The sequence below is a fragment of the Lysinibacillus sp. GbtcB16 genome, assembly GCF_019091145.1.
Lineage (GTDB): Bacteria > Bacillota > Bacilli > Bacillales_A > Planococcaceae > Lysinibacillus > Lysinibacillus fusiformis.
This window is the reverse complement of sequence record NZ_JAGXJV010000008.1, coordinates 16,041-29,400: the sequence shown is the minus strand read 5'-3', so window position 1 is coordinate 29,400 and position 13,360 is coordinate 16,041. Positions and strand designations below refer to the sequence as shown.

Below are 13,360 nucleotides of genomic sequence, written 5' to 3'. Positions count from 1 at the left end.
CGTCCTATACTTTTTAAATTTTGGTCATAGCCGCGTTTCTTTTCATCATTATGATTCCAATACAAATACAAAGAATTATCAGCACTATTGTCATGATTAAACTCCACCAATAATCAGACATCTCCATTGTTCCACGAACTAGTAAAGGTCCATAGCTTGCTAGCTTCCAAGGGGAAATAGTCCAGAATAGACCTACTACCATATCGACGATTTGCCCGACAAAAATAACCGTAAAGGCACATGTAGTAGCTATAATCGTTTTAAAACTAGCACTCATCATTAATGTGACAGCAATTACAAATATTAGCCAAACATAATACGTACAAAAGCTCGCAAGCAGTGGTCCAATTTCTAAAGTTCCATATAGAATACTAGTGTAATACACACTTGCTGCAAAGCCTGCTAAAATACTCACAAAACAAACTGCACTCATCACAATAAATTTACTCATAAAATAGGCTCCAAAAGATATAGGTCTTACATATAATAAAGTAGCCATACCATTTGCACGTTCTTTACTTATAATCCCCACAAAAGAAGCCATTATCACCAATAACCCTATCGTTTGAAATTGCCCTATAGAGGCCTGTAATAGGTCAACTGGCATTAATTCGGGCATCAACATTTCAAAGCCTTCTGGCACATTTCCAACAGCATTTAAGATATCCATAATATAATAATTTATCAGGGGATCATTCATTCCCAGCAAGGCAAACACAAGAGGTATCCACAAAAATTTCCAGCTTCGCCATGCCTCTCTAAATTCTTTTTGTAGAAGTACGTTGAATCCTCTCATGCTTTTTTCGCCACCTTCATGAAAATTTCTTCCAACGATGCTGTTTGTCGTTCTACTTTTCTTATTGTATAAGGACAATTACTTAAACGATGAAGCAGCTCCTTCATCGTTGGCTCCTCATTTAATATCTCGATATATACATAACAACCTATTACATGATCAATCGAGCTTGCAAAAAGCTTTGCCTCTTCTTCACTAGAAAACTCGACTATATAATTTTGCTCATCAAAACGTTGTCGTACCTCTCGTAATGTTCCTTGCTCTACTAGTTTTCCATTTTGTAAGAATAATAACTGATCCGTCATTTCTTCCGCATCGTTTAAAATATGGGTTGAATATAAAATAGTTGTCTCTTGTTGTAAACCCTTTAATAAATCAAGAACCTCCCTACGACCAACAGGGTCTAATGCTGAAACAGGTTCGTCTAATAACAGTAGTTTTGGCTTATGCACAATTGCCTGGGAAATACCAAGTCGTTGCCTCATCCCACCAGAAAAAGTATCAATTTTTTTATGTTGGGCATTTCCTAACCCCACAAACTCTAATGTTTTTTGCGCCTCTAATTTAGCAGTTTTTGCTGATACACCATTTAGCCGCGCAGCCATCTCAGTAAATTCTAACGCGCTTAGCCAAGGATGAAACTGTGGATATTGGGGTAAAAACCCTATATTTTCTCGTAAATTCCCATTTAGCATTTTTACACTTCCGGCTGTCGGTGTTAAGAGCCCTGTTAACATGGATAATGTTGTTGTCTTACCCGCGCCATTTGGCCCTATTAATGCCGTTGAAGTCTTTTCCTCCAAAATAAATTGAACATTATCTACAACATTGTGCTCTGCAAATCGTTTGGTCAAACCAGTTACTTGAAGTAATGTTGTCATGACTGCTTTCTCCCAACTATAAAGTACGCAATTGACCCTATTATATTTGTAAATAAAATAATAAATACCCATAAAATTTTAGGCCCATTCGTTGTATGTGTTTTACGTAAATCAATAAGTGCTACGATCATTAATATCAATTGAACGACGATGAGCGGTGCTATCACTGCCCATGGAACTTTTGCTAATTCCTCCATCATACAGATCACCCCATTAGTTGTTATACATTAACTATAACAATTTTGTTCTAACATGTATAGAACAAAATTGTTGTTTTTTTCAAATCGCAAAATAGCTCTCCCAAATAATCTGCGCCATTTCCATAGGAGGTAGTCCCCTCTTTCATCTTCTATACGTCCTACTTCTTTTATAAAAACAAAAAAGATGTACCTTAATCGGTACATCTCAGACTGTCGACAAAAGGAATCGAGAAGTTCACACTCGATTCCTTTTGTCCTTTTTCTTCTATGAATATGTTTAAAAATGGTGATTTTCTACCCGTTTAAACATACTCATCAAGCATAAAAACTCTTTTAAGTCGCCTGCCACACCCAAGTAGCCAGTTTCTTTAAATTCATGGCAGCAAAAGTAAGCATCGCCTGCATGGACAATTTTTTTAAGACCTCTTAAGGTTGTCCATCGCATTCCATGCTTTTCCTTCGCATCCGCAAAGACACGCTCAATGGTTTCTTTACGCTTTGCATAGATTTGTTTGATGTCATAGGCATGTCGTAAATGTTCGGCTTCCTCCACATAAGATTCCCAAATATGGCGTTGAATGAGCTTTTGGTGATTCTTACTTTCTGTACATTGTGATAGGCTTGGACACTTAGCACAAATTAAAGGATTCGATTTATATTGACGATATCCTTCCCTCGTCGTTGTCGTATACCTCAATATTTGCCCTTCTGGGCAAAGGTAACAATTATAGTGCTCGTCATACATATACTCATGCTTTCGGAAAAATCCATCTTTGGTTTTAGGACGAGTATATGGTAAAACAGGCAACATTTGATTCTCTAACAAATAGTTCGTAATCGCTGGTGTTTTATAAGCTGTATCTGCTGCAACGGCTAATGGTTTTTGAACGTTTTGAATGACCTTTTCAACAAATGACTGTAATACATGGCTATCATGCACATTTCCCGGAGTCACAATGGCGCCCTTTTCATCTGTCGCAGCATGGAAGGAATACGATAGATGGCCTGCATGAGGGAGTCCTTGATGCATAATTTCTTTTAATATACGATAGAAAATCTGTTCAAACACATCCGTGTCTTGATAGCGGCGAACATAATTTTTACCGAAGGTAGAGAAATGCGGGACTTCTGTATGGAAACCAAATCCTAAAAACTATCGACACGCCATATTCGTTTCGATTTCTTTGATGGTTTGACGCATGGAGCGAATGCCAAAGACATATTGAATAAACGTCATTTTAAAGAGAACAACAGGATCAAAACTTGGACGTCCATAAGCTGAATAGAAGTTTTCTACTAATGGATATATATAAGAAAAATCAATAGCAGCCTCTAGTTTTCGTACTAAATGATCTTCAGGTACCAATTGATTAATCGTTAACATTTCTAATTGTTCACGTTCATTGATTTGATTCTTCGTCATCATGGTTAAACACCTCGAAAGTTTACTTTTCATCAACATATGAATATGGAGTTCTTTATGTAGGAGTTGATTGGAACGAAGGGCGGCGACTCCTGCGGGAAAAGCGGGAAAGTCGAGATCCTGGACTGAGCGGAGCGAGGGAAGCAGCTCGACCCCGCCCGCGGAAAGCGTCCGCCCGTAGTGGAAATCAACGGCTTTACTTTATTTCATTGTAAAAGAAAAAAGACTATAGGCAAACTCTCAAATTTTTTGAGTTTGTCTACAGTCTGAAAGATGTACCTTAATCGGTACATCTTTTCCTTTATTTATAAAGTTGTTGTAGAGCGTTTTCCATTTTAGGACGAATCGTTACTTGTGGACGAGCCTTTTTAACCGCTGCCTCCGCTTCCTCTAGGGAATTAGCAAGCCCTAACTCTATTAACACCGCAGTAGCTGCTACACCAGCACGACCACCGCCACTCCCACAGTGAACATATACCTTCTGTCCTGCCTCATAGGACGAAGCAATTTCCTTAGCTACATGCTGAATAGATGATGCTACCGCAATATCTTCATCTGCAATTGGAATATGCTTATACGAATAAGAAACGACCTCTTGCTCTTTCGAAGTAAGTCCCTGGACACGAACATCTATTACAACATCTACAGCTTCTTGCTCAAAAGCTGCCTCCGCATCTTTTGCGCCGCCAAAGAATATTTGATCCTTTACTAAAACATCATAGTTTTTATCCATATTGGTCACACTCCATAAGATTATTTCAGTAAATGCTTAATATCCTCGTAATATGGTAAAGCCGTTAAAGCACCTGCTTTTGTTGCTGCAAATGCTCCTAATTTATTGCCAAAGCTTGTACAGCGAACAAGCTCTTCTTTTGTTGTAGGTAAGCCATTGTAATGAACATCGCGTAATACCCCTGCCATAAATGCATCCCCTGCACCAGTAGTATCTACAGGTATTACCTTTTCAGTTGGTACGTGGATGACCTCTCCATTCAACACGGCATAAGTGCCATTTTCTCCTACTGTTACTAAAATAATAGGCACTAAATAGCTACTTAGTTGTTCAATTCCTTCTTCTAAACTAGTCGTTTCCGTCAGGAAGAATAACTCATCATCTGTTACCTTTAAAATATCTACATCCTCAAAAAAGGACGTAATCGTTTCTCGACAAATTTCTTCACTACTCCAGCGTAATGGACGAATATTTGCATCCATCGCAATGATCGCACCTTTGTCCTTGGCCATTTCTACGGCAGCTCGAGTTGTAGCTAGAGCCGTCGGATGGAACATGGTCCCTGAACATACCGTTAAAGCAGAGGCATGTTTAAATGCTGCTTCATTTAACTGTAGTGGCTCCACTTGTAAATCAGGTGTTTCATCCACATAATCTTTAAAAATTCGTTCACAGGCTTCTGTCAGATGCACGTAAACACCACTTACTCGTTTAGCTGGGTCGAATATGGCATAGTCAAGCTTGACACCTTCCTCTACAAGCCCATCACGCACAAACTGAGAACCCTCATCATCCCCTGTAATTGTAATCAGGGCAGATGGTGCCCCAATTCGGCTAATACCTGCTGCAACATTTACTGTTGCACCACCCATATATTTTGTAAATGATGTGTTTGTTACATCATCAGCAATATAGTCAATAAATGCGTCTCCATAGACTAAAATAAAATCCTTATCTTGCTTCGTCATGATTGTCCTCCTGAAAGTCTAGTCATTATAGATTAACACGAAAATTGTCATTCTATAAAGGTTTAACTTGTGAGAGTATGCCTGAAAATTTGTGTCATCCACTAACTTTGTTATACTTGCCTATAGAAAGGTAGGGATTTTCAAGATGAGTATTACAATTCGACAAGCGCAACCACAAGATGCCCATGCCGTTGTGCCTTTAATTATTGATGCGATTGGTGAGATTGCTAATCGTTTAACTGGCGAGCAATCTACCGAAGCTGTTCGTCAAGAACTGACAACCCTTTTTCAGCGTGACGACAATCGACATTCTTATTTAAATACCTTTGTCGCTACGGAGGATGGGCAAATAGTAGGAATTCTCGTTTATTATTATGGCGCACATGCCATTGCTATGGATGCTAACCTTGTGAAATGGTTAGAGGCTAAAAATGCTCCATCAATCATCATCGATCAAGAGGCCCACGAAGATGAGGCTTATATCGATACAGTTTGTGTAACACCAGAAGCGCGCGGTAAAGGAATTGGTACATTGCTTTTACAATATGCCGAAGACCTGACAAAGCAGCATGGCTATACGAAGTTATCCTTAAATGTAGAAACTCAAAAAGAAGATGCTCGTCGTCTTTATGAACGTTTAGGCTTTGTTATTACTGAGCCTTGGTCCATAATCGATGAACCATTTCATCATATGGTGAAGCAATTTTAGGAAGTGAAGATGGTATTCATGAAAACAAATTTAATTTACCCTCTTTTGATCGTCATTGCCTCTAGTAGCTACGGAATTTTGTCGACTATTGTCAAAGTAGCGATGCAGCATGGCTTTACATCTGCAGAGGCTGTATCGAGCCAATATATTATTGGCTTTATACTCGTTTTAGTTATTTTTATGTTGACAGATAGAAAATTACCTAAGCCATCCAATAAAGGCATCCTTATATTATTATGTGCCGGTATTTTTACCGGAACGACTGGAATAGTGTACGGAGAATCTCTCAAGTATTTACCCGCTTCCCTTGCGGTAGTGATGCTGTTCCAATTTACATGGATTGGCTTGTTAATTGATTGCGCTTTACATAAAAGATTACCAAGTCGACCTGAAGTAATTTCTATTATCATCTTATTTGTAGGAACAATTTTAGCTGCAGGTGTTTTAAATGTGGATTTAAGTGGAATCCCTCTCCAAGGATGGTTATTTGGCTTTGCTGCTGCCGTTACCTTTGCCTGCTTCATTCAATTTAACTCTCGACCAGTGGAGGGTGTTACAACCACTTCAAGGGTATTTATCGTTTCCTTTGTAGCCCTTATAATGATCAGTATTTTCTTAAGTCCTGAAGTGATTTGGAACGGCAAATTGTTTACGGAAGGCTTATGGCAGTATGGATTAGCCCTCGGTCTATTCGGTATCATTTTACCTATATACTTATTCTCCATTGCTATTCCGAAAATTGGTGGTGCACTCGCTTCCATCTTAAGCGCTATTGAATTACCTGTTGCAGTTACCGTTTCCGTTATTGTCCTACATGAACCCTTAACTGCATTGCAAATTATGGGCATTTTTCTAGTGATAGTCGGTATGTTATTGCCGACAATTATTGCACAACGCCGACAAACTGATAGCCTATTGGATGTATAAACTTAAATTGATAGAAAACTCCTTAAAAATGGAAATATTCCTTTTTAAGGAGTTTTTTTGAACTTCATTGAAATGCCGTTGCTAATGGATTGGCACTTCGCTATGATGAAGGAAAATGTAATTTTTTAATAATTCTAACATGAATGTTACCCCTTCGTATTATACTGCAATATGTAAGTACCTTACTTTAAGAAAGGGGAAGTTGATGAAAAAAACACGTATTCTTAGTTTTTTCCTTGTGTTCATACTGTTTGTTTTAACTGCATGTAGTGGAAACGATGACCAAAAAACTACAAATGATGCTGCCAAGAACGATAAAACGACAGATGGCGACAAAACGGAAGTAGCGGCAACAACGCCATCCGGTAAGCTTGTTATTTACACAGGGCGTGACGAAGAAATGGTGCAAAGTGTAATCGACCAGTTTAATAAAAAGTATCCAGACATTGAAGTAGAGTTTTTAACAATGGGAGCTCAGCAAATTTTAGAACGTTTACGTGGAGAAAAGGCTAATCCTCAGGCAGACTTTTGGTGGGGCGGCACACAATCAGCGCTCATTGTTGGGGCGAATGAAGACTTATTACATGCCTGGCAACCTAGCTTTATTGACTCTATTAATGGTACACATAAAGATGTAGATGGTCGCTGGTTTGGAGAGATGCTGCTACCAGAAGTCATTATGATCAATAGTGATTTATTAACAAAAGAAAATGGGCCACAGGATTGGGATGAACTTCTTGACCCTAAATGGAAGGATCAAATTTTAATTCGGGGTGTGCTGGCTTCAGGAACAATGCGCACCATATATTCCTCTATGATTGTACGACAAGATGCGAACTCTCCTGATAAAGGCTATGAATGGCTATTACAATTAGACGCTAATACGAAGGAATATACGCAAGATCCTAATGCTTTGTACTTAAAGCTAACACGACAAGAAGGCAGTGTCTCCTTATGGAATCTACAAGATATTTTATTAAAGAAATATACAACTGACTATCCCTTTGATTATATTTATCCAAAAAGCGGAGCACCTATTTTGGTAGATGGTGTTGCAGTTGTCAACAATGCGAAAAATCTAGAGAATGCCAAACTATTTGTCGAATTTTTATTCGAAAAAGAGATGGTGACACAGTTGGCAAATGATTATTATCAAATTCCTACACGATCTGATATCGATAAGGCCTCCATGCCAGAGTGGTATCAAGAATTAGATTTAAAAACTTTCGATATAGACTGGCAGCAAATGTCTGACAAAGAGGCAGAATGGATGGAATACTGGGATAACAATATTAAAGGCCGCGGTAAGTAGTATCCGGGTGAAAATCCAGCTTTTTTAGTGGATTTTTACCTTACTACTTCATCCCCTATATAGCTATGAATCCTTTGTTGGAGAGGAGTTTTTTGTTGAAAAGAGTCACAATCGAAAATGTCTCGAAGCAATTTGGTCAGTTGTATGGCGTGAAAAATGTAGATCTCGAAATAAAGGCTGGTGAATTCTTCACTTTTCTTGGACCTAGTGGCTGTGGCAAGACAACTACTTTGAGAATGATTGCCGGTTTTTATTACCCTACTAAAGGTAAGATTCTATTTGATGAACAAGATGTCACTCGGCTTCAGCCAAATAAACGCAATATCGGTATGGTATTTCAAAACTATGCCCTTTTCCCCCATATGACAGTAGATGAAAACATCGCATTTGGTTTACAGGTTCGTAAATTTTCTAAAACTGAGATTCAGCGCAAGGTTGATCGAATTAGAGGACAAGTACATCTATCAAATTACGGAAACAGAAAAATAAATGAGCTTTCTGGTGGGCAACAGCAACGCGTGGCTTTGGCTCGAGCACTAGTAATTGAGCCAGATATTTTATTACTTGATGAACCATTATCCAATCTAGATGCAAAGTTACGTGAAGAAACACGTATTGAAATCAAACGGATTCAATCTGAGCTTGGTGTCACGACGATTTATGTTACCCATGATCAAATGGAGGCTATGGCGATGTCTGACCGAATCATGGTCATGGAAAACGGCTATATCAAGCAAATTGGGACTCCTCAGGAAATATATCACCGACCTGTAGATCGCTTTGTAGCTAACTTTATTGGCGAAACCAATTTAATTGAGGGCATATTAGAAGCAATTGAAGGCGAAGAAATACAAGTGAAAACAGCAAATGGACATATTTTTACTGGGCGAAAGCAACAGAGCTCTCCAGCATTAACGCATATGATTGGAGACAAAGTATTTATTTCAATACGTCCAGAATCTATTCATTTGGGGACTGGGGATAATACATTAACAGGAAAAATAACCTTTGTTGAATTCACAGGCATTAGCGTCAATTATATTATAGATTGTAACGCCTTTTCACTTAAAGTAATGCTTATTAATTCTTATGACCAAATAAAAAAGATTGGCGAGGATATTACCGTTCATATAACGCATGACTCGCTGTATTTTTTAGGGGAATAGGAGGAAGCCAATATGGAAAAGCAAACTGTCAATGCTTCTCAAGAAAGTATATGGACACGAATCTTTCATTCCAATTGGTTCATCTATATATTAATATCGCCATTATTTTTAGTGTTGTTCGCCTATGTCGTTTATCCCTTCTATCAAACATTTACTCAAAGCTTTGCTGGTGATGAACCATTCCTTCACTATAAAAAATTTTTCAATCTAGCAAGCCCAGCAAATTTAGAAGCTTTGTGGACCAGTATTTATATTTCCATTATTAGCGTCCTTTGCTGCGCTATCGTTGGAGTAACTATGGCTTTTTTACTCGAACGCTATAACTTCCCTGGGAGACGAATACTTTCTATTTTAGTATTGGTCCCTATGGCACTTCCCCCTCTAGTCGGTGTGCTATCCTTTTCTTTTTTGTACGGAGATAGTGGTATTTTCCCTCGAATCTTTCAGCATTTATTTGGTTTAGATCATGTACCCTTCTCATTGAAAGGGATTTGGGGAGTCATCGTTGTTCATACTTTCACCATGTATACTTATTTTTATTTAACTGCATCAGCAGCCATCAAGGGGCTAGATCCAGCTCTAGAAGAAGCGGCAACTAGTTTAGGTGCAGGGCGTATTCGCGTGTGGACAAAGGTTATTTTACCCATGCTGACCCCTTCCATTGTTGCTTCCTCCTTACTAGTATTTATGATCTCTATGGCCTCTTACACGGCACCCTTAATGTTTGGTGTAGAACGAACTATGACCATGCAAATCTACTTATCGCGGACTAATGGCAATCTTGAGATGGCCGCAACTCAGTCGATGATACTGTCCTTTGTCTCTATTACATTTTTAGTGATGATGCGTTGGTATCAAAATCGCAGAAATTATCAAAATCTCAGTAAAGGGATAAGTGTCCATCGCTCGGAGGTATCCTCCAAGAAAATAAAAATAGCGGCAACTATTGCCTCTTTTATCGGCACATTGATTTTGATTTTACCGATATTAGTGCTGATAGTAATATCCTTTTCTGTTGATGGGGCATGGAAGACTCAAATACTCCCTACAGACTATACACTGGATCATTATATGGCTCTCTTTACTGATGAGCGTACATGGCGACCTATTTGGAATTCTATACAGATGGGGATCGTCGCAACATTTGGCAATATTATCTTTGGTGTTGCCGCAGCATATGCGATGGTCCGTTTAAATTTTAAAGGAAAAACATTACTCGACATTTTAATAATGGTACCTTGGGCTCTACCTGGTACAGTGGTAGCAGTCAATTTAATCGCCGCCTTTAGCACGGAAAACATCTTTGCCTTTAATCAAGTATTAATCGGGACATTTTGGATTTTACCATTAGCCTATTTCATCCGACATTTGCCACTTGTTTTCCGATCAACCTCTGCCTCTCTCGTACAACTAGATCCGTCAATTGAAGAGGCATCACGTGGATTAGGCGCCAATTGGTGGTATACATTTAGACGCATCGTCGTACCTTTAACATTCACCGGAATATTAGCGGGAACACTATTAGCCCTAGTACAAAGCTTTGGTGAATTTGTTGCATCCATTCTTATATACAGTACATCTACGATTCCATTGTCTGTCGCCATATTCCAAAAATTGTATGCATTTAAATTTGGGACTGCGTGTGCCTACGGTGTCTTACAAATTTGCTTAATTTTAGTTGTCCTTATTATTTCTGAAAAACTATCAAAAGGCAGTGCTGGTACAGCTATTTAACTGCTAATCTATTAGGAGGCCATGATAATGTTTGAAGATTTTCGCAACAAAACGCAGCAGGAAGATGGGATGATTTTCCCTTCTAACATCTATCGGAAAATTGTGTTACAGCCAGCTTATGAAGAGGCAAAGAAAAATTTTCTAACTATTATGCTACAAATTAATATAGCTCATTTAAAAATGTTAGAAGAACAAGGACTTGTAAAAAAAGAGGAAGCGAAACAAATTGGGGCAGCACTAAAGAAAATAGATTTAAATTATTATCGTTTAGAAGATTATAGCCCCCAATACGAAGATTTATTTTTCCGCATTGAAAATAAATTAATAGAACTTGCTGGCGACGTTGCTGGAAATCTTCATATTGGACGCAGTCGTAATGATATGGGTATCGCCATTTATCGTATGACACTAAGGCAAAAATTACTGTTATTAATGCGAGAGCTACTAACATTGCGAGATGATTTAATTGCAGCTGCTGAGGAGCATGTAGATACTATTATGATTGGCTACACGCATACGCAACAGGCACAGCCTACAACCTTTGCCCATTATTTAAAGGCTGTCATTGACCAACTTGAACGAGATTTTGAGCGCATGCAGCATGTCTATAAAACTGTTAATCGTAGCAGTATGGGAGCTGCAGCCTTAACTACAACAGGATTTAATATAAATCGAGAACGAATGCGTCATTTGTTGGCATTCGACGATATTATCGAAAATGCGTGGGATGCAGTGGCTGGAGCTGACTATATTGCTGAAGCAGCAAGTATTGTACAGCTGGCTGCACTCAATCTTGGTCGTACCTCTCAAGATTTTTTATTATGGGCTACCCAGGAGTTCAATGCCTTCACACTCGCAAGTCCATATGTTCAAATAAGCTCTATTATGCCCCAAAAGCGTAACCCTGTTTCAATTGAACATACGCGTTCATTACTATCGGCTGTTGTTGGAGATGCAAGCACCGTGTTACAGATGGTACATAATACACCATTCGGAGATATCGTCGATACTGAGGATGATATGCAACCCTATTTATGGCGTGCCATCGACCGCTTAGTTGGGATTTATAAATTATTTGGCTCACTTGTTGTCACAATGGATGTGAACAAGAAAAAACTAAGAAACCGTGCAGAGAATAGCTTTGCCAATGTTACTGAGCTGGCCGATACATTAGTACGATCAGAGGATATTTCCTTCCGCCAAGCACATAGCATTGTTAGTAAATGCATAAAAGTACTACTTGCTCATAGTGAGGAATCACTAGCAAGCCTTACATGGGGACTCGTGAATACTCAATCTAAATTGATTACGGGAAAAGAATTAAATATTTCAGAAGAGGATTTTTATAAAACCTTACAGCCAGAGTCTTTTGTTGGTGTTCGAACACTACCAGGTGGCCCAGCTCCCGCCACAATGAAAGTAGCACTTGAACATGCCAAAATGAATACGAAAAGTCTTTATGAATGGATTCAATTAAAGGAAAGCTCCATTATTGAAGCGGAGAAAGAATTAACGATTTTTCTTGAGGAATGGAGCCAATGATGAAATGGCTTCTAGTTATTGATGGCGGTGCGACAAAAACGGCATGCGCAGTCGTTCATGCGGAAACTGGTGTTATGAAATATTCAGCTTCAACAAAGGGCTCCAACTATCAAGCCATTGGTATGGAAGCAGCTACAGTGATATTACATGAGCTTTTAGCAAAGGTAGAAATTTTTTTGCAAAAGTATCCCTGCTCTCAAATTGCTGTAGCTACCTTTGCCTTAGCAGGGATTGATTCTCCAAAAGACAAAGAAACGGTTACAGCCATTGTTCAAAATGCCCTATCAGCCACACAGCTTTCTATTGCTACTCTTATTATTGAAAATGACGCTGAAGCCACACTACTTGGTGTGACTGCTGGACAGGCAGGTGCATTACTCATTGCTGGAACAGGAGCCATCGCTTACGCCTATGATGGACAGCAATTCGTTCGAGCTGGAGGCTGGGGACACCGAGCTGGAGATGAAGGTAGTGGTTATTGGCTAGGGCAAGAGGTGGTAAGAGCTATCTTTAAAATGGAAGATGGTCGAGGTGAGGCCACTATTTTGAAAGAGGCTGTCTATCATTCCTTAGGTATACAAAATGTAACCGAGCTCGCTGAATGGTTATTTCAGCCATCCTATACAAATGCACAGTTAGCCAAAATGGGGTCATTTGTTGCTCAAGCAGTTGAACAACAAGATGCTTGTGCCATTCAAATATCACAACAGGCAGCTCAAGAATTGGCTCTTTTAGCAAGAGCCGTGTTAACAAAGATAGGCTATCAGAATGGACTGTTTCCTCTTTATTGTAATGGTGGTGCCATCAAGTATAATCCACTTATTTTAAAAACATTTACAAATATATTAGCAGTAACGCATCCGCAGATTTCCATTTCTCTTTGTGAGCAGCAACCAATTGATTATTTAATTGAACGAACAAAAAGGGCCTATGACTGTTTATAAGTCATGCCCTTTTTGTTGTCCCCAT

Annotated in this window: 12 protein-coding genes and 1 pseudogene; 7 read left to right on the top strand and 6 right to left on the bottom strand. The window is 38.9% G+C overall.

Annotated features, from left to right (window positions below; all coding sequences use genetic code 11):
• Window positions 1–13 precede the first annotated feature (13 nt).
• The 6 genes and pseudogenes from KVT27_RS19570 to KVT27_RS19545 form a co-directional block, all read right to left on the bottom strand.
• Entirely contained in the window at window positions 14–796 is a 783-nt protein-coding gene (locus KVT27_RS19570) for an ABC transporter permease (RefSeq protein ID WP_036122140.1), read from the bottom strand.
• On the bottom strand, window positions 793–1,677 hold the full coding sequence (locus KVT27_RS19565; protein WP_036122139.1) for an ABC transporter ATP-binding protein: 885 nt from the start codon (window positions 1,675–1,677) through the stop codon (window positions 793–795). The genes KVT27_RS19570 and KVT27_RS19565 overlap by 4 nt, the downstream gene beginning before the upstream one ends.
• Entirely contained in the window at window positions 1,674–1,877 is a 204-nt protein-coding gene (locus KVT27_RS19560) for a PLDc N-terminal domain-containing protein (RefSeq protein ID WP_082011573.1), read from the bottom strand. The genes KVT27_RS19565 and KVT27_RS19560 overlap by 4 nt, the downstream gene beginning before the upstream one ends.
• 333 nt (window positions 1,878–2,210) lie before the next feature.
• Window positions 2,211–3,303 (bottom strand): annotated as a pseudogene (locus KVT27_RS19555) (transposase).
• 298 nt (window positions 3,304–3,601) lie between these two features.
• The gene (locus tag KVT27_RS19550; protein ID WP_217581786.1) at window positions 3,602–4,033 is read right to left on the bottom strand and encodes a protein-tyrosine phosphatase family protein; all 432 of its coding nucleotides are present in this window, start codon (window positions 4,031–4,033) and stop codon (window positions 3,602–3,604) included.
• Between the two features lie 20 nt (window positions 4,034–4,053).
• Window positions 4,054–5,001, bottom strand: coding sequence for a carbohydrate kinase family protein (locus tag KVT27_RS19545; protein ID WP_012292424.1), 948 nt, complete (start codon window positions 4,999–5,001; stop codon window positions 4,054–4,056).
• Window positions 5,002–5,146: 145 nt separating this feature from the next.
• Here KVT27_RS19545 and KVT27_RS19540 point away from each other — a divergent pair, with 145 nt between their 5' ends.
• The 7 genes from KVT27_RS19540 (at window position 5,147) to KVT27_RS19510 (ending at window position 13,335) form a co-directional block, all read left to right on the top strand.
• Window positions 5,147–5,710, top strand: a complete 564-nt coding sequence (locus KVT27_RS19540) for a GNAT family N-acetyltransferase (RefSeq protein ID WP_036148207.1) — start codon at window positions 5,147–5,149, stop codon at window positions 5,708–5,710.
• A gap of 18 nt (window positions 5,711–5,728) precedes the next feature.
• Window positions 5,729–6,637 carry an EamA family transporter gene (locus KVT27_RS19535; RefSeq protein WP_036127499.1) on the top strand — a complete coding sequence of 303 codons (909 nt, stop codon included), beginning with the start codon at window positions 5,729–5,731 and terminating at the stop codon, window positions 6,635–6,637.
• 205 nt (window positions 6,638–6,842) lie between these two features.
• Window positions 6,843–7,949: an extracellular solute-binding protein gene (locus KVT27_RS19530; protein WP_036122131.1), complete on the top strand. Its 1,107-nt coding sequence runs from the start codon at window positions 6,843–6,845 to the stop codon at window positions 7,947–7,949.
• 95 nt (window positions 7,950–8,044) lie between these two features.
• Window positions 8,045–9,115, top strand: coding sequence for an ABC transporter ATP-binding protein (locus tag KVT27_RS19525; RefSeq protein WP_036122129.1), 1,071 nt, complete (start codon window positions 8,045–8,047; stop codon window positions 9,113–9,115).
• Window positions 9,116–9,127: 12 nt separating this feature from the next.
• A complete protein-coding gene (locus tag KVT27_RS19520) occupies window positions 9,128–10,849 on the top strand; it encodes an ABC transporter permease (protein ID WP_217581785.1) in 1,722 nt (573 codons plus the stop codon).
• A 27-nt stretch (window positions 10,850–10,876) separates the two neighbouring features.
• On the top strand, window positions 10,877–12,391 hold the full coding sequence (gene argH, locus KVT27_RS19515; protein WP_036148213.1) for an argininosuccinate lyase: 1,515 nt from the start codon (window positions 10,877–10,879) through the stop codon (window positions 12,389–12,391).
• Window positions 12,388–13,335, top strand: coding sequence for an N-acetylglucosamine kinase (locus tag KVT27_RS19510; protein ID WP_217581784.1), 948 nt, complete (start codon window positions 12,388–12,390; stop codon window positions 13,333–13,335). The genes argH and KVT27_RS19510 overlap by 4 nt, the downstream gene beginning before the upstream one ends.
• Window positions 13,336–13,360 lie beyond the last annotated feature (25 nt).

Coding starts and splice junctions, on each gene's coding strand:
- KVT27_RS19565 (WP_036122139.1), bottom strand. CDS start 1,677: ATGACAACATTACTTCAAGTAACTGGTTTGACCAAACGATTTGCAGAG.
- KVT27_RS19535 (WP_036127499.1), top strand. CDS start 5,729: ATGAAAACAAATTTAATTTACCCTCTTTTGATCGTCATTGCCTCTAGT.
- KVT27_RS19550 (WP_217581786.1), bottom strand. CDS start 4,033: ATGGATAAAAACTATGATGTTTTAGTAAAGGATCAAATATTCTTTGGC.
- KVT27_RS19530 (WP_036122131.1), top strand. CDS start 6,843: ATGAAAAAAACACGTATTCTTAGTTTTTTCCTTGTGTTCATACTGTTT.
- KVT27_RS19520 (WP_217581785.1), top strand. CDS start 9,128: ATGGAAAAGCAAACTGTCAATGCTTCTCAAGAAAGTATATGGACACGA.
- KVT27_RS19545 (WP_012292424.1), bottom strand. CDS start 5,001: ATGACGAAGCAAGATAAGGATTTTATTTTAGTCTATGGAGACGCATTT.
- KVT27_RS19570 (WP_036122140.1), bottom strand. CDS start 796: ATGAGAGGATTCAACGTACTTCTACAAAAAGAATTTAGAGAGGCATGG.
- KVT27_RS19540 (WP_036148207.1), top strand. CDS start 5,147: ATGAGTATTACAATTCGACAAGCGCAACCACAAGATGCCCATGCCGTT.
- argH (WP_036148213.1), top strand. CDS start 10,877: ATGTTTGAAGATTTTCGCAACAAAACGCAGCAGGAAGATGGGATGATT.
- KVT27_RS19510 (WP_217581784.1), top strand. CDS start 12,388: ATGATGAAATGGCTTCTAGTTATTGATGGCGGTGCGACAAAAACGGCA.
- KVT27_RS19560 (WP_082011573.1), bottom strand. CDS start 1,877: ATGATGGAGGAATTAGCAAAAGTTCCATGGGCAGTGATAGCACCGCTC.